This is a genomic window from Shewanella psychrophila (assembly GCF_002005305.1).
Lineage (GTDB): Bacteria > Pseudomonadota > Gammaproteobacteria > Enterobacterales > Shewanellaceae > Shewanella > Shewanella psychrophila.
The window spans coordinates 2,590,259-2,610,931 of record NZ_CP014782.1; the positions used below are offsets into that span (position 1 = coordinate 2,590,259).

Sequence of the window (20,673 nt, forward strand, 5' to 3'; positions counted from 1 at the left end):
TTTAAGCCATTGATATTAATTACAGCCACAACCGCCGCCACCGACGCCGCTGCCACCCACAGAACCTTGCTTATAGGAGAAGACCTTCTCCGAGAAGCGGTCAAACTCAGGTACTACGCCGCCGGGTTTCATCGCTTTTTCAGCCAAGGTGCCTTTTTCCCAAGGTTTAACTGGTTCGATCCCTAACCACTCATCGATAAATGACAGCATCGACTCATCATCTTCCGTCTCTGCCACCTCTACCATCTCAATTTCTGGCACGCGTTCAGGAAAAAGTTCTGGGGAAAGAGTCTGAGGAGCCAGGTCTACATAAGCGTTATCGTTCGCTAACACTTCTGGTGCAGACAGCATCAGATTTGGCCTCTTCGGAGCTGCAAGCTCAACATTACGTCGCATTCCGATGACCGCCCCCTGACTGGAATACACGGAAGAGGAGACACTCGTGGACTGATGATAACGACCATTGGCACTAACAGTTTCTTGCGTTGATCCTTGTACTGCTACAGTCCCAAAGCCTTTAATTAGGCTCTGCTCCTTAGACTGAGCCAGTCCCTTAGCTTCAGTGGGCTGACTTTTCTCATCCAAGCCACTAAGGTCTATTTCCAACGTCGCCGTCGCACCAAATGACACGCTCACCAGAGCAGATATCAGGCTTAATTTATATTTCATTTTTTTCTTCATTTAGCTAGATCCAGAGATCTGATATCGTCGATGATCACTTGTCGAATATTATTCATATTACTCATATCACCATGCTTCATTTAGCTAAATCCAAAGACCGAATGTCGTCGATGATCACTTGTCTGATGTTATTCATATTGCTCGTATCTCGACTTTTTATTCGAGCCTTCATTTAGCTAAATCCAGAGATCTGATATCGTCGATGATCACTTGTCTGATGTTATTCATATTGCTCGTATCTCGACTTTTTATTCGAGCCTTCATTTAGCTAGCTCCAGAGATCTGATCTCGTCGATGATCACTTGTCGAATATTATTAATAGCGCCGTATCTCACCTTAAGCACCTTGCCTTGATAGACGTAATACAGGGCCGGCATACCTGTTGGCTGAAAATCTGCGACCAAGACTTGCTCCGGATCGGCCACCACCCGAAAAGTCAGGCCTAACTCCCGCTGAAACGCCAGTCCCACCTCGACATCCTCATCAACATCGACGCCGACGATACTGACTCCTCGACCCATTAACTGACGAGACAAGATCTCAACCTCTGGCAATTCTTCACGGCATGACACGCACCACTCGGCAAAGAAATCTATGATGGTCAGTTCATTGGGGTTCAGACCTAGAGCGTGCACCGCCTTAGGCGAGAGCAATTCTCCCCCTTGATAGCCGTACGCCGATGGCGATAGCGTTGTAAGCACTAAAGAAACAATGACGGCCCATTTTTTAAACATAAACACCTCTAATAAAACAAATGATTTTTATTCAGGCACTCAGAATATGAATGCCACTAACAGCTAAGCCCTATTCCTAGTGCCTCAGCACTAATTCCAACCTTTAAGTCTCTATCTCCTCCCGCAAAACTAAGCTTGCATTAGTCTCGGTCTGTAGCGCCTCATGGAAAAAGGCTTCCAGTTCTTGAGTATTTTGCGCGTCATACACCTTGCCCTTATCACCCGCACATTCTCTAAATTGCTGCAGGCGACTGTCACTGACTCCGAAGCCGATAAAGCTCATCTCTATATGATGTTTATCCTGAATAGCTCGGCACAAACCTTGTTCGATCAATTCATCCAGATGGAAACCCTGATCGGCTCCATCGGTGAATAGAACCAGACGCTGCACAAGTTCAGGAGATTCCACTGGAGGTATCTGCCACTCGTCCTGCCACTGGGGCAATAGGGTGCGCACGCCCCAGATCAAGCCTTGATAGGAGGAGGTCGTGCCACTAGTAACTAGCCCATCGACTCTCATTTTCACCAAGTCGAGGTCTTGGGTCAGGGGCAAGATAGTCACATCCATGCTGCAGGCATCCAGCCACTCACTGGCCAATGTTGTCTTGATATTCAGGTTGGCGGATGGCTCTGCAAGATCGTCCACCGTTGCCCCATAATCCACACTGTATTGGCCATAACTCAGACCATCGATACAGGTAACCTTATCCGCAGATTCAGGCATCCAAGGAGCATTAATCACACCGACTCCAGTCTCGAAGGGCACCAGAGAAAACCTCACCGCCCCGACTCCAGCTATATCTTGCTGTCGAATATCGTCTAAGGCACCATTAATGATGCGTTTCAACTGAGGTAACTGAGACGACATGGAGCCGGAGATATCTAATACCAAAGCGAGATCCATAGGCAGGGGTGTCGAATTGACCACCAGCTGTGAGGTGGCGCCCGAATCAGAAGAGAGGGAGACATCTGTGCGCGCAGAAGCCGGAAGTAGCGCCATCATGGTTGGATTGAATCGGTAGCTCGCCGTGATACTACAGCGGTTTCTGTTGTCGATAGATATCGAGGTTTCACCATCATGGGCCGCAAAACCGGGACGATAATAGTCCATTATCCCCAGAAGTAGGTCTTGATCGGCGCGCTGTGAATAGCCACAGACAAGAGATGCCGCATCCGATGCCTGACCCGCCCGGGTCACCGTCAGCAGATACATGGCAAGCAAGATGCTGATGGCGATCATTGCCAACATGAAAGGTAAGCAGATCACAAACATCAGGGAGACATCCCCATGCTGGCGATAATGGCCTGAGCGTTTAATCATAATGCCTCCCAATCAGCAAAGAAGAGCTCTTATAATAATCTTGGGTGAAACCGTCAAAACCCACGATTCCCAACACGCCATTGACCGATTTGACATCTGTCAGACAGACTGTCACCTGAAACAGCTCGGCGCGGTTACCTAAGTTAAACCCCTCCACACTTCCCGTGGGAGACAGGTCGGCAAGACGCGTTAACCAAGTCTGTCCCTGACACTCAGTGCCAGACTGAAAACCGTACCACTGCTCACTATTTTCCTCCCCCAGGAACTTGAGTTGTTCTAGCTCGATACCGACTTGGGTATCACCGTCACTGAGGATGCCATCTAAATGCCGCTTAGCTAAGGTCAATAACTCATCGGCTAATTTCTGAGTGATCGCTTGCTTATCACTGACTAATGGTTGCTTCAAGGGCTCGACACTGACCACAGTCGTCAGCGAATAAGATAGGCGATCCAACTTAGCCTTAGTCAACAGGGCATGATTAATTCTGAATGCGAACAACACCAGAGCCATCATCACTAAGATAATTACAGGCAAGGCGATAACACTGATCCCCTGCTGATATGCGCCCATGGTATTAACGGTTTTCATGAGCCACCAACACGGTACGTTCAAACTTATTTATCGCGCTGCCATCACCCATGCCTTCGATAAATAACATTTGATAGGCATAAGTCAGTCGATATTCGCCGTACATCTGGCTGTTATAATCCGAGTCGAACTCATTCAGCACTAAGGCTTCGAAGTCCTTAAAGTAACGTCCCTCCAACTTCATTCTGCCACTCTCAAAAAGTGGCCAATCCTGCGCTTCGATCTCTTGCCTCAACAAGAGCAAAATATCTTGCTTATCGTTAACCTTGACCACCTGTCTGGCCGCCGTCGACAGAGCCGCATCGAGTAGATTAGCGGTTAACATGAAGCGGCATAATTCAACAACCATCAATAACAGGATGAAGAAAGGGATCAGAGTCAGGGTAAACTCCAGTGTTTGGCTGCCCTCCTGCCTAGACCTCACAGCCCTTTCCCTTGCCATTGGCCATAAAAATCTATATTTCGCTCAAGTTCAGCCTTAGTCAGATCTTGTCTGGCTATGGCCTTAGCCGACTCCATATCGCCTTTCATTGCGAAGGCCAGAGCCAAGTTCTGGCGTAACTTAGGCGTACTTTTTCCACGTAAATAAGTGGGATAGATGACATCTATGCCCCGCTGCGGTTTATCATCGAGTATCCAGGCCAAGGCTAAATTATTACGATACTCGAGACTGCCAGGGTCGATATTGAGCGCTGCCTGAAATACGTGTCTAGCCTGCTGGTAGTCCTGATGCAAGGCATAGCAAACCCCAAGACTGTTATGGGTCACGGCATCTTCAGGCAACAGGGAGCTTGCCTGCTGCAATTCAGTTAGCGCCTTATGGGTATCACCGTAGGCAAGTCTCGCCCGTCCCGTCTCCCGTAGGATCTCCCCTCGACTCCCGTAGCCAGCTTCATGATTAATTCGACTCGCCTTGGTGAGCTGATGTATTGCCATCTCATACTCTCCGCTCAGGTTGTAAGCACTTCCCAGCAGATAAAGCAGCTCCACATCTTGTGGGGCTTTAACCAGCAATGATTGATAAATCTCAATGGCACTCTCAGGACTTCCATTAGTCATTGCCACTTCGGCCAGATGACGATCATTAGCCGTGATCTGCTCAGCAGAGAGTGAACCAGAGGAGCCACAGGCCATAAGCTGGGTTAGTAGGAATATAAAAATTAAACGCTTCATCGTTCACCTATCGAACTGGTTGTAAGAGGTTCATAGACCTTGAACGGCTCGCTTGATGCGCCGGGGGGGACATGATCAGTTAACAACAACATAAATATAAAATGTTTCACAGATCACCTACAGAAACATGTATTGAGCCACTGGCGACAGAATGTGTTAACGGCAACAAGTAAATTAAACAACTCATAATTCACCTATCGATGTCATAAGTTCGATGACCGTAGGGGCAACGATCAGTACCACCACGGGGATCATGACGAGTACCACGAGGGGAATGGACATCTTGGCTGGGATTTTTCCTACCTTCTCTTCCAATGCCAGATACTGATGCTGACGGCTATCCGAAGCGATAAGACGCATGCTCTTCGCTATGGGGCTGCCGTACTTTTCCGCCTGAGACAGGGCGATGACCATATTTTCAATCTCGATGATTCCGGTGCGGCGTGCTAGGTTTTTCAAAGCCTGAGAACGAGAATCAAGTAAACGCAGCTCGGCTTCTGTGATCAGCCACTCCCGAGACAGCTCGGGAGAAAAATTCGCCATCTCTAGCCCTACCCGGCCAAATACCGCCTCCAGAGTCAGGCCAGATTCGACGCATACCACCATCAAGTCCAGCGCATCTGGGGTCGCAGCGGCAATACGTGAAGAGACGAATCTCGCCCTGAACTTCACCCAATGCTCCACTAACATCCCGCCGATTACTGCAAACGCCACTCCTTTCGCTATGATGATCTTATCGACACTGAATCCTGAATAGACCATCCAAGCGATGAAGCAACTTATCGCCACCAATAACTTAGCCAACACAAAAAGACTGGCTGCATGCTCGGAGTAGAATCCGGCTCTGAGTAGCAGTGCCTTGATATCTTCACTCACTCTGATCTTAGGTTTAAGCTGAGATTGGGATGGTGCAAATGCAGTCGCGTTTCGATTCACGCCCTGCAAACGCATCACCACCCTATCCCTCTGACGTGCTTTAACACTGCTAAGCAAGGCTATACTGCCCCCACAAAGCAATAGCAGAAACGACACCCACAAAGATAAGGTCATTATGGTCGCACCTTAGTCAAAACATTAATGATGCCAAGTCCCAGCACTATGCTGGAAACCACATAGAGCAAGACATTGTGTCCGGCAGCGGTATCAGTAAGTACTTCGAATGAACTAGGGTTCTTGAAAAACATGATGCCAATCAATATCAAAGGCAAACAGGCTAAAATCAGCGCCGTCATTCTAGGCTCGGCGGTCAGACTCTTGATTTTCATCTTTATGGCACTGTTATCGTGCAGAGTTCGGCCCAGGCTATGGAGTACTTCTCTCAACTGACCACCATTCTCCTGATTTAAAATCAGCGCCACGGTGAAAAAGTGAAAACTGGCATAGGGCAAACGGTAACAGGCCTGCTCCAAGGCCTGTTTAAGGCCTATGCCGATGGCTAACCTGTCGCGAATAAGCTCGAACTCACGACCGAGAAATCCCTGCTGATATTCAGACACCTGAGCTATGGCCTGGGGCACAGAGATACCAGCAGCCACGGCGCGGGAGATTTGGCCTAGTACCTGAGGAAAGGCTTGATCGAACTGCTTTAACTGCGCCGAGCGCATAAACCAGAAAAACCCCAAAAAGCCCAAAGTAGGTACAATTAATACCAATGCCAGACGAACATGAGTGGGTAGAAAACCACTCATTCCCCAGCTGATCCCCCCAGTAATAAACAGGCCTAAATAAAGGTAATACTTTCCTTTGATGCCAAATAGGTTATCGATGCGAGACTCTAGCCTCTTTAGCCAGCGCAGCCAGGGACTCGCCTCCTTCTCCCAGCCAAAGAGAGACTTAGCAGTCGATTTTTCTTGGGTTTGGATCTTAGTCACAGTCAATAGACGTTGGCGTACATGACGGTACTGTCTATAGTAATGCCAGCATGATATGGCGCTGACCATCAGGCTAATAACCAAGAGGCTAGCAAACAGAGCAAACATTAATTCACTCCCATCACTTGCTTGAGTCGGGTATCTAGCTGGTAATATCTTGCCTTTTCGACAAACCGTGGCACTTTTCGATCAGCCACAAACTGACCCAACACATTACCTTGGCTATCCTGACCCTGATAATCGAAACTAAACAGATCATGGGTAAGGTATTGCTCTCCTTCTAGACCAACCAGCTCGGTGATATTTGTCACCCGACGGCGGCCATCCCGCATTCTCTCGATCTGCACTATGATATCTATGGTTGAAGCGATCTGACGACGCAGGGCCGATGGCGGCAGATTAACCTCTGCCATCAACAGCATGTTTTCCAGACGGATCAGGGCATCGGATGGCGAGTTTGCATGCAAGGTACACATGGAACCGTCGTGACCCGTATTCATGGCCTGCATCATGTCGAATGCCTCGGCACCACGAACTTCGCCGAGAATGATACGATCTGGACGCATACGTAGGGCGTTCTTGAGCAAACGACGCTGATCAACCGCTTCCAGACCTTCACTGCTTGCAGGACGCGTCTCGATACGTATGACATGGGGTTGTGCCAGCTTTAATTCTGCCGCATCTTCGATGGTGATGATCCGCTCCTCGGGGGAGAAACCAAATGACATAGCATTTAATAGTGTGGTCTTACCCGCCCCCGTTCCACCGGATATCAGTACATTCACCCGACAACGGGCTATGATATCAAGCAAGGTCACCATATCTGATGACATGGCCCCTAGCTCTGCTAGCTGGCTCAAGCTACGCTTGTTATCACTGAATTTACGGATGGAAATACAGGTGCCATCCAGGGCCAGGGGTGGGATAAGCACATTGACACGACTGCCATCGGGCAAACGAGCATCGACCATAGGATTAGTCTCATCGATCCTTCGGCCAATGCGGCTCACAATACGACGAGCCAGATTCAGCACATGCTCTTCATCTCGAAAACTGATTTCTGCCGATTTAAGCTTACCTCTGTGCTCGATAAACACTTCTTTGTGGCCATTAACCATGATGTCAGTCACATCGGGATCATCGATTAACACTTGCAGCGGCCCCAAACCTAGCATCTCATCCACCAGACGCAGCATGATCTGTTTCTGCTCCTGACCGCCCATCGGCAGTTGATGACGTTGGGCTATATCACCCACGGCCTCGAAGGTACGAGTCTCCAGCTCTTCACGGGATAACTGAACCACTACGGCAGGCTCTATGGCCAGCATCACCTCACTATGGATCAAGGCGAATCGACTCTGCTGGCGCTCTGAGTCTTTGACTGATTCATTCATCGTTGCCGCACCAGAGTGAGATGACGGGTTTTGATGAGCCGATATTTTCCGTCCGAACATCAGCCTCTCCTGAACCAGCGTTTCAAGCCACTAGAAGCAGCTTGCTGCTCACCCGTGACTTTGACACCGAGTTGCTTAAACACCCTGCCTAATCGGCCATTATCATCGGCAACTTGGCTTCCAAGCGTCGCAGTGGATAACATCTTCTCCGGGCTAAATGGGATCACCAGATCAACAGCTTGCCCCATGGCTTGATTGACGTCAGCTAATGAGATCAGCGAGGCCTTTTCCGGCTTAGTATGATTGAGGATCAATATCGTCTGCTGATCATGATCTGTGACCAGTTGAGTCAACAGCTGATTAGTATGGCGAATCGAAGCCAGAGTCGGTTCTATGATGACGATGCGAATATCGGCGCTACAAATAGCCTCGAAACCAACGCTGTCACGAAGGCAGAAGGAAGGTATATCCCAGATAAGATAATCTGTCTGTTGCTGACAGAAAATCGATGTCGCTTCAAAAGCCGCCGAGTCAGGCCAAAACTCTTGAGCCAGCTGCTGGCTATAGCCGGTAAAGACATGCAGTTTTTCCGCCGCCTTTACTCCGCTACGCTCAAATACTATGGGCTCAAGGCGCTCGGGGTACTGCAACATCTCGGTAAGCCTGTTATTGGCACTGATGTTCAGGTGCAGATCTAAGTCACCACTGACAAAGTCTAGGTCGGCGCAGGCGACCCGATTATCCAGTTGCTGCGATAACACCCATGCAAGGTTAGCGGCGATACTGGTACTACCCGCTCCTCCCTTGGCACTGGCGACGGCGATGCGTTTACCCTGCTCGCTCGACGCAACCCTATATTGTGTATAGTCAACCTGAGACTCGGTATCCTGAATTTTGTAAATATTTGAAGTCATCTAGAGTACGCCTTTAGACTCATGTTGAGTGAAATCATAATTAGTTTCCTGAACCGCCCGATAACGCGCCTGACGTAATGAGAAGATGACTCCCTCTTTTTTAGTCTGTATAGCCATATTAATTTCCTGAGCCGCCTGATAACGCGCCAGAGATTGGAGAAGACTCCCTCAATGGGGCATTTGGCTGTTTATAATATGAATCCAGTGTCGATACAGCCTTTCGACCCTCGGTGGAGGATAATGTCTCGCCCACGACAAGATCCTGGGGATTCGACACCATCTGAGCCAGTGCACTGGCATTGGCACAACCAAAGTTAGCTGAACGTTTAAAACTATTGAGAACCGTCTTCGCCTCTTTACCTGCATCACAATGACGCACTAAGGTGCGATATGACTCGACAACCAGAGTCAGATCCGCCGAGGCAGCAGACTCCAATCGAGCGGTCTGGATCTGAGAAGGATATATATTTTTGAAGTGCATCAAGTCCTGCACCGAATTCAGCACCTTCTCCCCTTTTGGAGAGTGAATATCGATTCGCACCCTAAGGCTGGCCGGATCACCCAGATGTAAAATAAATGTTTGCAGAGCACGCCTATCTTCGTCATCCAATGCCTCAGCAACAAGTTGCAGAGAAAACACATTAGTCATCGCCTCGATAGCGATATCGGGTTTCCGTTGTATAGGATCGCCAGAGCAAGCCACAAGCAAACTACTAAGCAGTAATAAAACAATTAAACGCATGACTCACCTCAGTAATAGAATCCATTGTCGCCAAGCAGACGCAATTGACGATTATCGTTCGGGTTAATGTGCTGATCCGGCAAAGCGTTCACGCCACGATGAGGCCAGGCCAATAGGCGCTCGACATCGCTCAATGGAATGAGCCCGTCGGTGGGTAGAGGCAGTGAATCTCCCCTGGTGGGATCGACCAGGTATGCAGTGGCTATGATGATCAGCTCAGTCTCCTCACGCTTAAATTCATTGGAGCGAAACAAGGCACCAAGAATGGGAATATCGCCAATCCAGGGCATCTTTTGCATCTGTTCGATATCGTTAGACTGCAGCAAACCACCCAGAGCGAAGCTCTGCCCGCTGGCAAGTTCTATGGTGGTCGATGCCTTACGTGTCATAAATATCGGAAAGGATGAATCCCCCATAACAATATTAGTGCTCTGGGACAGAGTACTAACTTCAGGTTCTATCTGCAGACTGATCCGATTCGGGCTCAGTACAGTAGGTTTAAAGTCCAGACGTACACCGAATGGCTTATATTCGATACTGGCAGTATCGCCATAAATAAGGGGAATTGGCACCTCTCCTCCCACGAGAAAAGAGGCCTTCTCGCCGCTAATCGCCGTCAGGTTTGGCTCGGCTAATACAGATATCATGCCGTTAGTCGAGAGCGCGTCGACCATGACAGAAAGATTGCTCCAGCCCAAACCATCGACGAAAGCAAGTTTTCCAGTACCAAATCCCTGAGAGCCCCACTTGATACCGAGTTTATTCGATACGTTACGTGATACCTCGGCGATCCTCACTCTCAGGTTAACCTGAGTCGACATGGTGATTTCCAGCTGATTGATCAGCTCAGCTTTCTTTGAGCTACTCGATTGCGCTTGTTGTCCACCGCCATTCTGACCTTGTTGTTTGCCCCCTTTAGACTGACCAGAAGATTTCCCTCCTTGCTGTTTACCTTTCGAGGACTGAGGTTGGGAAACATAGCCTTCAGACAGGCGAACTATCTTCTCAGCCATAGTAGGTGTCGGCACCCGCCCCTTCAGAAATAGCTTACCCGCAATGGATTCTGCACTCACTAAGGCATCGGGAAATTCATTCTTGATTAAGCTATTAAGCTCATCAACGTTGTGGCTAACCTTCACAGTTGCCGAGTAAATAACATTCTCGGCATTATCGAGTACGTAAAGAGAAGTGGTTCCAGCCTGCTTACCAAATACCATGATCTTGGTATTGGTCAATGCCTGATAGTTGGCAATAGTATTACTGGATATAAATATGGACTTTGCCGTTTTAGGGAGTTGTACCAACTCGGCTTTATTTAAGGTCACGGATAGAGTCACATTTAATGACTCGGCTTGTGATGTCCCGCAAAATAGCAGCACACACACAAAGGAGATAATAACTTTAATCACTCTTGTCTCCTGTTTTATTCATCACACGTCTTTCATCGGCTCTAAATTCAACTAAACCTAAATTGGGTTGAACTCGTTTAATATCGGGAAATATATCTGAGATATTAATTTGATCTTTGTTATTACTAGCATCTGCCAGGTCATTGTTACTGCGCAAGACAAGAGTCAATCGGCCTAATTGATTAGCTAATATTATTCTGTTTGCCTGCTCGGCTAATACTTCTAATGTCACCGCACTATCATCAGGAATAAAACCTTTATACTTCTTCTGTGCCTCCATATATTGTTCAACTTTCACGGCATCGTTAAAGGCAAGGACGCGAACATTTTTAGCTATAGTTTTCACATACAGACTCTGAGCCTCATTGCCCCGAGTGCGAAGCTCCTGTTCCTGAGAAGCGAGTAATAGAACATCGACAGAATCGCCGGGGCCCACAAGCCCTGAGTTAGCAGTGACCTGATCGACAGGCACAGACACGGCTCGGTATCCGGGGCGAAGCGATACCGACAGAAAGCCTCCCTCTTCTGGCTTAAGAAAGTCCGACTGGCTCATGATATGCCCTGCGATAAATGAGCCAGCAAGCACTGAGTCATTGAACTTAAGGATATCAAACGTTTCCTTACTTATGTGATCCAGCAAGCTGGTCAATTCGTCTTCATTCACCAACTTCCATTCAAATAAAGAAGCGCCGAACCGCTGACCCGATTTAATATCCTGTTTGGCCACGAGAATTTCTTGTCTTACATTCTCCGATTTTATATACATCTGCTTCTGGGGCGCAGAAATACTCAAATACAAACCTATAAGGCCAGCAAGAGATATAAAAACCGAGAAATACATTAAACGTTTTACTGTCATTATGAGTATTTCTATTTAGATAAGATGGAAAGAGCCCATCTATTTAGTTATGAGTATTATTAATCTTCCTGAATCGTTTCCAACTTGGTCACTATTGTCTCGTAGGCGGCATCAATAGCCTTAGTCAATTTGCCATCTTCGCCAAGGAAACTAAACATAATAAGAGACATCGCCGCCGCTAATATTGCATATTCGATAGCGGCTGCGCCGCGCTGTTTTTTCTTCATCATATTCATCATGTTTTTATTCCTATGGTATTAATGCAGTTGAATTTATATTCGATTATCAGCTAGTTAATTCCCGCGTAAACGGTATAGAGAGGGATACATGTTATAGCCCCCCTCATAGGTCACATATGTCTCAGTTCCATCTATTTCTAGACATCTCTTTCTTTTTCCGGAATAACCTAAACTTGATTCATCCAATGAGACATAACAGGCTTTCTGATTGTAATTGTCACTCACCTCATTATTAATAAATACTGATTCATCAAAAGGATACAGAGTCTGAAGTTCTTCAAAACTTGGAATAGCCCATGTAGTTAAGCCGCATAGTGAAGCGGCATTCACACCATCGACAATAGCGGCAAGGTCATTGAAGTTTTTAAATCTTGCACTGCCCTTATCATCGAATAACTGCCAATAGCCGCCATTAACCTTATCTCGGCCGCACTTAGCGTCAGCCAACTGGGTTGTCACTGAGCCATTAATATCGATCAATTCATAGGGAGAGATATCGCTGACAAAGCGGGCGATAAAAACCTTTTCATCAAATTCGCTAACGGACTTATCAAAAAATCCATTACTGGAACCATAATTGTTAGATGTTTTAAAGGTGAAAGCCTGCTGTTTGGCTCCATCGGTAACATCGGCCTTATTCAACCAATAGAAGAAGCGTTTGCCGCCGTTGTATTTATCGTATTCATCGGTCATAGCCAGATGATTGGGAAACACGCTGGTGTCTATGGTTCTCGAGTAACTGCTACCTGAGGTCGCTAACGTTTCTGTCTGGGTGAGGCCGGGAACTTGCCAGTCGCTGCGTCCGCAGTGGCTGGTATCATTATACCGTTTCAATAACCCAGTACTGCCCATCACGTTCGATTCTGTATTAGTGCCATCATCGAAGGACAAGTTATCTTCTCCCCCTGGCTGACCATCTGCCAGCAAGGTCCAGATCCGGGAAAAGTTAGCGAACCTGGTGTCGGAGACACAACGCCAGCCTTGAGCGAAACTGGTATTTCCCGGCAGATAATCGCCATTAATATCCAGCTTACTGAAATGGGTACCGACCACAGCATCGGCTTGGGCCACAGTATATCCATCACTCTTGGCTCGTACTAAGGCTTGCATAGCCGTCGTTTGCGCCGATGTCACATCAGCACCTGATTGCAATGCATTTAAACGTGCTACCAAAAGATTAAGCTGAGTATTGATAGCATCACTGAGTCCACCAGAGTCCACCGCCTCGGTTAACTCTGTATAAGTAGCATCGAAATCTTTCAAGATCAGCTGTAACTGGTGAATTGCCTGATATAACTCAAGCGCTGCGCCGTGCAACGCTTGACCGTTTTCTCCTGCTATGGAAGTTATCTTGTTGGTCACATCGTCCAGGTTGGTTCCCAGTGTCAACAGATAATTAAGGGCATGCAGTGCTTTTATGGAAGCCTGAGAACGGGTCAGTACTAAACTAAGGGCCGTCTTCTGTGTCTGCAGTCCGTCCAAGTCAGATTTCAGCTCTGCCAGATCAGCACTTGTCGTCGTGGGACGATTTTTTATGATCAAATCCACATAGAGGCGATATGCTATATAAGCTCTATCGAGCTCAGCAGCTAACACCGTCACCTCAATGTTCAATACCTGCATATCCGACTGAATTGTCTCAACATCACTCAGTACCGGGTCAGTTTTAACCATCTCGGCTAACAGGCTAGCATTTAGGCTACTTTCTTTGGTCTCAATGGCATCAACCCGAGTCACGGCACCATTCTTGATAACCAGTAGTAGTGCCATCACTTCACTGGTCTCTGCCAGTTTCCAGTAAGGGTAATATTGTGACCCCATACTGCTCGGCGTCGTGATAGAGCCATTGTTATAGACCACATAATCTGTATCAGACTTAGCCCAAAATGAACCATAACCTCGACTCATGTTCACCGGCTTACTATTGCCCGAACTGCTTATCGCTGTCGATGCCATCACCAGAGACTCGGGGGCTGCATCCCAACCTACCAAACCGCAGGCCGAATCGAGGTTAAGTGCAGACAGCTTATCGACAAGCTCAATTCTGTCTATATAGCTATCTCTGTCTCCCCAATAAATCGGCTCGCCCTCACCATTGGCATCAAACTGTGCCCAACACATTTCATTACTATCGAAGCGAAATAGATTACTGCCATTGTAGGACTCGGAAATAGTCATTACCCGCCCCGCAGCCAGCATAGGAACAAACTCCATGGCAATAAATTGTCCGCTGGCAGCAGTGGCATCCATGGTTTTACCTGGCGGATTAGCCTCGGGGGACTTAGCATTGCCACGCACCCGAACCAGCACCTCATCTTTGCTGTAAATCTGTGAACCCATGTGCTGCGGATTACTGCTTACCTCAGTCCAGCTCAGACCGCCATCCTTGCTGTATTCATAATGTGAAGCATCAACAAAACCCGCAACCCAGTTCCACTTGAGACCATTGGTAATACCAACACCGCTTGCATTGACGATTTCCGGGTTAGTCGGAGCCTCAGGTTGCACGCCGGCGATGAAGTCTACAGTGCTAACCAGTGGCTTACCCGCAGGCATACCATTGGTTGCATTGCCTTTGACACGCACCTGAACCAAGCCGGCGGCAATATTGACATCACCCAGCAGCAAAGGTTTCTCGCTCACAAGCAGCCAATTGGTGCCGCCATCGACAGAAAACTCATAATCACTTGGACGGGGATACTCAGTTAAAAGCGCCCAATCGAAACTATTGAGATTGTCATCCTGAAGTGGATTTATTGGCGCGTCTGGCTGAGATGGCTTAACCGTGTAAGCATTCAGGCTTAACAACGACAGACTTGGCTCCCGACCCGTTAAGGCATTCCCCTTCACCCGTACCTGAACTTCGCCAATTTGATAGATATTGTCGATTGGCAATTGATAAGGATTGGCATTGACTGTTTTCCAGTCCAGATCTGAGGTTTTGATCTCGTAGGCCGTTGCTTGTTCGAATCCCGGTGTCCATTGCCAGCCGAAAGTATCCAGCGCATCGTCTGTCACTGGCACTGTCGGTGCTTCAGGTGTCACAGGCTTTAAGGTGAAAGCGGCCTCAGAGCAGAGTATTCCTCCCGGGACATGGGTGTCTATAGCATTGGCGATAACACGCACGCACACTTGACCTACTGAAAACTCACCATCATCTACCACTGCTGGTTTAGTGTTAACCGCGCCCCAGGTTTGTCCGGCATCGGTGGAGATCTCATAATATGATGCAGACTCAAATCCTGAGACATAATCCCAATCGAAGCTGTCTTGAATATCATCTACGACAGCATTAAGCGCTGCTGCTGGTTTGCCTAAATCTTGAGTGAATGCCAGCGCTATAATGGCTGGAATGCCAGCTTCCCTACCATTTGTGGCGTCAGAAAACACACGGATTTTTATGCTGTTGGCCGTATAGTCATTATTCCCCACAAATTCAGGATTGCTAATGGCCTGACGCCACGCCCCATTGATATAAACCTCATAATCAGAAACTTGGGGATATGCCGCCAATGGCTGCCAACTAAAGCTGTCATGTTCATCATTGACCGCCAGAATCATAGGCGCCAGAGGGCGAGTAGGGGTCACAGTGAAAGGCATATTAGAAGTGATAATAAGACCGGCCGGACTATTGAGTTTGGCACCCTCGATGAGTCTTAACTGCAGAGCCCCCACGGCGATAGCGAGATCTTCAACAGGCTGAGGCTTGGCCGTTATCGCCTGCCAATTAGCTCCAGAGTCCAGTGAAAATTCATAGGAAGCATATTCTGTATATTCAGGAACCAACTGCCAGTCGAAGTGATTATTCGCGTCATTGACGGTCAGGCTAGCAGGCGCCGAAGGCGCGAGTACTCGAGTGAAGACCTTGTCTGACAGCACAGGAAAACCCGCCTGACGGCCTCGATTTTCATCGGCTCGGATCCTAACCTGGATTGCACCAATCCCATAGGCATCTAAGCCCACATAGAGAGGCATGGCACTCGCTGCCTGCCAAGCATTACCGCCATCACGTGAATATTCGTAATCACTGATATCGGTGAAATGACCCACCCAGCTCCATGAGAATGTGTCGGCTTCGTCGTTGACCAAACCAGAATTGGGGGCCTTAGGTATGATGACCACCCGATTATCTACTATCTCAGCGGTCGACACCTGTACGCCCGAAACAAAATCCCGGACGATTTCATCCATGGCCTGAGGATTGTTAGTGCCCACCAAATTATCAGTCAAACTTTTCAGCACGCCAAACTCTATTAAGCCTAATTTAGCTCTGGTCCCCTGACGAGCAATAGTCCTACCGATACCACTCTCCACTGCGGCCTGCTCACCTGCCTGCATAATCTTGGTCAAGCCCTGAGCCAGAAGATGCAACTCCTTATCCTTCCGCTCTTGACCAGCCACGTAATCTGACATCAAGTCTTCAGCATCAACAGCCAGCAATTGAGCCAAAACTTGCTTAGCCGTATCAAAATTTGTGCCTCGCTGTTCTGCGATAGTGGAGATCAGGCTGGAAAACGGTGTCACCAGTGTGGCTTGAGTCGCCGGAGCCGACAGCACGAATGCCTTGTCGATTGTCTTATCCGGGTTATCCATGTCTATGGTCTGATTAGGGATCGCCTCGACGATAACTGAGTAACCGCTCAGATTCACACCCGTTACGGTTAGGCTATATTCACCAGCTGATCCGGTCAGTACATTTTCACCATCATCACTGTCGCAATAAAAATTGCGGTTGAGGTCGATACACACCCTGGCATCTTTTAAATAACCGTCCAGTGCTACTCCAGTCAGAGTATTTTTCGGGATAACGGGCTCAGTTGTCGATTCAATTTTACTGTCTGGATCGGCACCACCACAGGCAACTAAAAAAGCGGTTAAAACGAGTGTTATGACCAAAGATGATGGCTGACTTCTGAACACCATTGAAATAGATCCCTAGGAAGATTTTTCTATTAACCAAATAAACATTGGCTTTACATTTCGCCGCATAATAATGGGAATGAGATCTATTATCAATATCATTTAGTTATTTATTCTGTTAATTTACTCAGCCTCGATTACATCGACTGCTTTTTCGGCGGTTGACGATCTTTTATTTCGATAAGTGACGATGTAAATATTATGAATAAATGTTTAAAAGTATCTAAGATAGCCTTGTTAGTGGCAGGTTCTAGTTTTATAACGGCTTGTGGCGGTGGGGATGACAGTACAAGTATCCAAGCCAAGAATCACTATGCCTATGGAGAAATGCCAGTTTGCCAGGATATTGATCTCAATGGAAAATGCGGCACTCTTGAACAGAGTATCAACAATCTTGAGAGCCTGACGGCGAGCGCGAGCGGCCCCTTTCTAATCGACTCAGGCGGCTACTTTCTCACTGCCGATAGCGAGGCAAAACTCGTTAGTCCATTTACGACGCTGATCCAAAATGAGGTGTTATTTAATCCTATGGTTTCGGGCAATTCAGCCCAGGCAAAAGCTTATTTACAGAAGGTATTCGGTGATAAATATACTATTAACTTCTCCGATCTCGATGTTATTCACGGTCCGGAGCATGAAACCGCTCAATTAATCGCCTCATTTAATTATGCCATCTCATTATCCGGCGATTCAAACTATTTAAAAATAGCCGCAGCCGTAGATAAAATGGTGACAAACAGAACATTTGATATAAGAGAATTACTCAGTCAGACGGATCTCGATACCAGTTTTGTGAATTTAAATAATCACTATCTCTTGTCCGGATCATACCCATTAAGTTCGCTGACCTCGCCCAAATCGATCACCATGAATGAGAACACGGGCCTTTTGTTGGCGCTAACCTCTGATGACAAACTGCTACAGATTAATACTGGCACAGGCGCATATTCATCGTTCCCCGCCACCACTGCTCAGGCATCTCCCCAGCGCGCTGCGATGTTTAAAGACTCAGATCATGATGACGACGATGACGATGACGACCATGATGACGACGATCATTGTGAATATGGTATCTGTGACGGCACAGGTGGAACTCAAGTCACCTCCAGCCTCACATTTGCCGCTCAGGGCTTCAATAACAAGCAGGCTTATTTAATTTATCAGCCAACGGCATATGGCGATAACTCAGTCAGTAATACCTGTAACACTTCAGGAGATAACGGTATCTACCTGTCTGAAATAGGCAAGAATACTGTATCCCCTAGCCCTTCAGGCGTGAAGAAACAATTTGTTATCGACAGCTACAGCGGCGCATCGGGAACTGTGCCTATAGTGATAGAAAAACCCGATCTTCCAGTATCTGATTCTGAATGTCTCAACAACCATATCAATTGGTTGACTCCTATCTACAGCAAGAATCGCGTAGTGGCAGTATTCACCAATGGTTCAGGACAAACAGCGCAATTGCAGCTATTAGACGGCGAAACCTTGGTGGCAACTAATCAGACCTATAGCTTGAGTACAGCCACTCCAGGATTAGTACTAAACAAACAAGAATCTGAGCTTTTGGTTACTCAGGGCAGCTATGGTCAAACCATGATCTTAGACGCCGACACTCTGGTCCCCAAGAGCCATATAGATATGGCTGATATTTATGACGCCAGCTTCGTCAATGACGATCGTGAGATCCTGATCAGCAATGGCACAAATACCGTATTCTGGCTCGATACACGTTCCTCATTTCAAGCCATCTCCAGCCTAGAACTCGATAGTCGGGTCAAGCGTGTGGTGTCTGTTCCTGAAGGAAAATACAGTTCCGTGCTCACGGAAAACCGTGTCTATCTGCTCGATAATGCGGAGCGGAAAATCATCAAGTCGATGATCTATGATAAGGCCTATCCATATGGCATGAGCATGCTCACGGACAAGATCATCATCTCTCGTTATGGGGCAATCGATTATATTCAGTTCGCTAATCTTGTTGGTTCATCGATAAAGGTCGGCTATCAGATGCTCTCACGAGATCTTGTCACTCTCTGGCTCAGCAGTTCCGAAAAAGGCCTGTACTCCACAACCTTAGCTCATGTATTAAGAACGAACGGGGAGAGCGAAGCTACTAGTCGTCAGTTCGAGGATATAGATATCGAATGGTTACCGGCCAATGCCACCACGGCAACGCAGGTACGACAGGTTAAATTAACCGGTTACTATCGTGGTGAGCGGATCAGCTTATACAAGGTACTGAAGTAAAAGCCTAATGGGAACCACAAAAAACGCAGCTTATCGCTGCGTTTTTATTTAAACCATAGAATCAGGTTTTACCTATCACCTGCTAGCACGCGCTAGCCTTAGCTACTAGCCACCGAAACCTCATCAGTGCTTGCTTGGCTTGCCTTATTACTCTGGCCAGCTTTATAACCTACGAAGGCAAAGAACAGGATATAGACATAACAGAGTGCACAAAGAATAAAGCTCCACTTATAACCGATAGAGTCGGCAAGGTATCCCTGGAGTGGTGGCAAAATACCACCACCGACTATCATGGTACACAACAGGCCCGAAGCTTTGGGGGTGAACGCACCTAAATTAGCAATAGATAAGGGAAAGATTGCTGGCCACATGACTGAATGACACAAACCACACAGAATAAGAAATAAGGCTGCCAGTGGTACTTCTATGGCAGCCATATTGCTAAATAGCACAGGGATCGCCACGGTGTTTTCCAGTGCGAAAGGCATAAAGCTGCCGAGGATAAGTGCTAAAGCCGCCACTGTGACTATCTGCAGCAGATATTGAGTGCGAATTTTCTGGCACACCACGAAGCCGATTAAGCGGCCCACCATGGTGCTACCCCAGTAGTACGCTAGCAGAGGCACAGCTTGCTCGTGCCCAAGGCCACCCATTTCTGGAGTTGCCAGATACAACATCAGAATTGAACCAATAGAGACTTCGACTCCAACATAACAGAAGATCCCTCCGGCGCCATACATCAAGTGCTTGTGGTCGAAAAAGGATCCTTTTACCTGACTACCTGTCGAGGGTGTGCTGACCTTATCGATTTTCGGCAGTCGAGTGAAATAGATAAGTGCCGCGATACCGATAATTGCAACGGCTTGTACCAGATAAGGGATTTGAACCGCGGCCGCCTTGGCGATGATGTATTCACCATGAGAGGCAAAGTCTATCTCCTGTACGCTGGATAAGATCACCGCGCCGCCGATCACCGGGCCAATAGTAGTCGCAAATGAGTTAAAGCTGCCACCTAAGTTCATCCGCGCCGATCCCGTCTGATCCGGTCCGACTTTGACAATTAGAGGATTAAGGGCAACTTGCAAAAATGCGACACCAGTGGCTAATACGAAGAGTGCAAATAACACCCCCATGTACTCCATATAATGGGCGGCAGGAATAAACAATAGATAACCGACGCCCATGATGCCTAATGCCAGAACCAGAGAGCGCTTATAACCAATCTTCTCCATCACAAGACCTGCAGGAATAGCCCAGATGGCAAATGCAATAAAGAAGGCCGACTGCACAAACATGGCTTCCATGTTCGACAATTGATGAATTTCTCGCATTACAGGAATAAGAATATCGTTCAATACTGTGGTGAAACCGATAATGAAGTAGAGCACAACCAATAACACCATGGCTCCCTTGTATTGGGAGGCGACAAACACGCTACCGACTCGAGACTTACTGTCTTGTGACTGAGAGCCTGAGCTCGTCATTGGGATTCCGCCAGCCATATTCTTATCCTTAGATTATTATTTTATTTATCTGACATTCTCTTGCTAAGGTGAAACCGACAAAGAGCCAACCAA

The 20,673-nt window shown here is 47.5% G+C and carries 17 protein-coding genes; 1 reads left to right on the forward strand and 16 read right to left on the reverse strand.

The genetic code is table 11. The annotated features are described in order from the left end of the window. Positions 1–15: 15 nt before the first annotated feature. From sps_RS28795 to sps_RS11240, 15 genes are all read right to left on the reverse strand, one after another. A complete protein-coding gene (locus sps_RS28795) occupies positions 16–669 on the reverse strand; it encodes a DUF4266 domain-containing protein (RefSeq protein WP_237158057.1) in 654 nt (217 codons plus the stop codon). Positions 670–941: 272 nt separating this feature from the next. Then, positions 942–1,415, reverse strand: a complete 474-nt coding sequence (locus tag sps_RS11175) for a TlpA family protein disulfide reductase (protein ID WP_077752599.1) — start codon at positions 1,413–1,415, stop codon at positions 942–944. A gap of 103 nt (positions 1,416–1,518) precedes the next feature. Continuing rightward, on the reverse strand, positions 1,519–2,736 hold the full coding sequence (locus sps_RS11180; protein ID WP_077752600.1) for a vWA domain-containing protein: 1,218 nt from the start codon (positions 2,734–2,736) through the stop codon (positions 1,519–1,521). After that, on the reverse strand, positions 2,729–3,325 hold the full coding sequence (gene tadF / locus sps_RS11185; RefSeq protein ID WP_077752601.1) for a tight adherence pilus pseudopilin TadF: 597 nt from the start codon (positions 3,323–3,325) through the stop codon (positions 2,729–2,731). Before tadF ends, sps_RS11180 begins: the two co-directional genes overlap by 8 nt. Next, entirely contained in the window at positions 3,312–3,749 is a 438-nt protein-coding gene (locus sps_RS11190; RefSeq protein ID WP_169915751.1) for a TadE/TadG family type IV pilus assembly protein, read from the reverse strand. Before sps_RS11190 ends, tadF begins: the two co-directional genes overlap by 14 nt. Beyond that, entirely contained in the window at positions 3,746–4,498 is a 753-nt protein-coding gene (locus sps_RS11195; protein WP_077752603.1) for a tetratricopeptide repeat protein, read from the reverse strand. The genes sps_RS11190 and sps_RS11195 overlap by 4 nt, the downstream gene beginning before the upstream one ends. 183 nt (positions 4,499–4,681) lie before the next feature. Beyond that, positions 4,682–5,548: a type II secretion system F family protein gene (locus tag sps_RS11200; RefSeq protein ID WP_077752604.1), complete on the reverse strand. Its 867-nt coding sequence runs from the start codon at positions 5,546–5,548 to the stop codon at positions 4,682–4,684. Next, a complete protein-coding gene (locus sps_RS11205) occupies positions 5,548–6,477 on the reverse strand; it encodes a type II secretion system F family protein (protein ID WP_077752605.1) in 930 nt (309 codons plus the stop codon). The genes sps_RS11200 and sps_RS11205 overlap by 1 nt, the downstream gene beginning before the upstream one ends. Then, entirely contained in the window at positions 6,477–7,823 is a 1,347-nt protein-coding gene (locus sps_RS11210) for a CpaF family protein (RefSeq protein ID WP_077752606.1), read from the reverse strand. Before sps_RS11210 ends, sps_RS11205 begins: the two co-directional genes overlap by 1 nt. Then, positions 7,823–8,677, reverse strand: coding sequence for a CpaE/TadZ family protein (locus sps_RS11215; RefSeq protein WP_077752607.1), 855 nt, complete (start codon positions 8,675–8,677; stop codon positions 7,823–7,825). Before sps_RS11215 ends, sps_RS11210 begins: the two co-directional genes overlap by 1 nt. A 118-nt stretch (positions 8,678–8,795) precedes the next feature. Then, the gene (locus sps_RS11220) at positions 8,796–9,419 is read right to left on the reverse strand and encodes a CpaD family pilus assembly lipoprotein (RefSeq protein ID WP_077752608.1); all 624 of its coding nucleotides are present in this window, start codon (positions 9,417–9,419) and stop codon (positions 8,796–8,798) included. Between the two features lie 8 nt (positions 9,420–9,427). Continuing rightward, positions 9,428–10,828 (reverse strand): type II and III secretion system protein family protein, encoded by a 1,401-nt coding sequence (locus sps_RS11225; protein WP_077752609.1) that lies wholly within the window; start codon positions 10,826–10,828, stop codon positions 9,428–9,430. Beyond that, positions 10,821–11,687 (reverse strand): Flp pilus assembly protein CpaB, encoded by an 867-nt coding sequence (gene cpaB / locus sps_RS11230; RefSeq protein WP_077752610.1) that lies wholly within the window; start codon positions 11,685–11,687, stop codon positions 10,821–10,823. The genes sps_RS11225 and cpaB overlap by 8 nt, the downstream gene beginning before the upstream one ends. A 59-nt stretch (positions 11,688–11,746) precedes the next feature. Continuing rightward, on the reverse strand, positions 11,747–11,926 hold the full coding sequence (locus sps_RS11235) for a Flp family type IVb pilin (protein WP_077752611.1): 180 nt from the start codon (positions 11,924–11,926) through the stop codon (positions 11,747–11,749). A 54-nt stretch (positions 11,927–11,980) separates the two neighbouring features. After that, the gene (locus sps_RS11240) at positions 11,981–16,849 is read right to left on the reverse strand and encodes a hypothetical protein (protein ID WP_077752612.1); all 4,869 of its coding nucleotides are present in this window, start codon (positions 16,847–16,849) and stop codon (positions 11,981–11,983) included. Between the two features lie 198 nt (positions 16,850–17,047). Here sps_RS11240 and sps_RS11245 point away from each other — a divergent pair, with 198 nt between their 5' ends. Continuing rightward, positions 17,048–19,096 carry a hypothetical protein gene (locus sps_RS11245; protein ID WP_149027265.1) on the forward strand — a complete coding sequence of 683 codons (2,049 nt, stop codon included), beginning with the start codon at positions 17,048–17,050 and terminating at the stop codon, positions 19,094–19,096. Between the two features lie 98 nt (positions 19,097–19,194). Here sps_RS11245 and sps_RS11250 read toward each other — a convergent pair whose 3' ends face one another. Next, positions 19,195–20,598, reverse strand: a complete 1,404-nt coding sequence (locus tag sps_RS11250; RefSeq protein WP_077752613.1) for a sugar MFS transporter — start codon at positions 20,596–20,598, stop codon at positions 19,195–19,197. Positions 20,599–20,673 lie beyond the last annotated feature (75 nt).

Bases quoted from the DNA above. Each gene is read 5' to 3' on its own strand.
- sps_RS28795 (WP_237158057.1), bottom strand. From the start codon at position 669: ATGAAATATAAATTAAGCCTGATATCTGCTCTGGTGAGCGTGTCATTT.
- sps_RS11175 (WP_077752599.1), bottom strand. From the start codon at position 1,415: ATGTTTAAAAAATGGGCCGTCATTGTTTCTTTAGTGCTTACAACGCTA.
- sps_RS11180 (WP_077752600.1), bottom strand. From the start codon at position 2,736: ATGATTAAACGCTCAGGCCATTATCGCCAGCATGGGGATGTCTCCCTG.
- tadF (WP_077752601.1), bottom strand. From the start codon at position 3,325: ATGAAAACCGTTAATACCATGGGCGCATATCAGCAGGGGATCAGTGTT.
- sps_RS11195 (WP_077752603.1), bottom strand. From the start codon at position 4,498: ATGAAGCGTTTAATTTTTATATTCCTACTAACCCAGCTTATGGCCTGT.
- sps_RS11200 (WP_077752604.1), bottom strand. From the start codon at position 5,548: ATGACCTTATCTTTGTGGGTGTCGTTTCTGCTATTGCTTTGTGGGGGC.
- sps_RS11205 (WP_077752605.1), bottom strand. From the start codon at position 6,477: ATGTTTGCTCTGTTTGCTAGCCTCTTGGTTATTAGCCTGATGGTCAGC.
- sps_RS11210 (WP_077752606.1), bottom strand. From the start codon at position 7,823: ATGTTCGGACGGAAAATATCGGCTCATCAAAACCCGTCATCTCACTCT.
- sps_RS11215 (WP_077752607.1), bottom strand. From the start codon at position 8,677: ATGACTTCAAATATTTACAAAATTCAGGATACCGAGTCTCAGGTTGAC.
- sps_RS11220 (WP_077752608.1), bottom strand. From the start codon at position 9,419: ATGCGTTTAATTGTTTTATTACTGCTTAGTAGTTTGCTTGTGGCTTGC.
- cpaB (WP_077752610.1), bottom strand. From the start codon at position 11,687: ATGACAGTAAAACGTTTAATGTATTTCTCGGTTTTTATATCTCTTGCT.
- sps_RS11235 (WP_077752611.1), bottom strand. From the start codon at position 11,926: ATGATGAATATGATGAAGAAAAAACAGCGCGGCGCAGCCGCTATCGAA.
- sps_RS11240 (WP_077752612.1), bottom strand. From the start codon at position 16,849: ATGGTGTTCAGAAGTCAGCCATCATCTTTGGTCATAACACTCGTTTTA.
- sps_RS11245 (WP_149027265.1), top strand. From the start codon at position 17,048: ATGAATAAATGTTTAAAAGTATCTAAGATAGCCTTGTTAGTGGCAGGT.
- sps_RS11250 (WP_077752613.1), bottom strand. From the start codon at position 20,598: ATGGCTGGCGGAATCCCAATGACGAGCTCAGGCTCTCAGTCACAAGAC.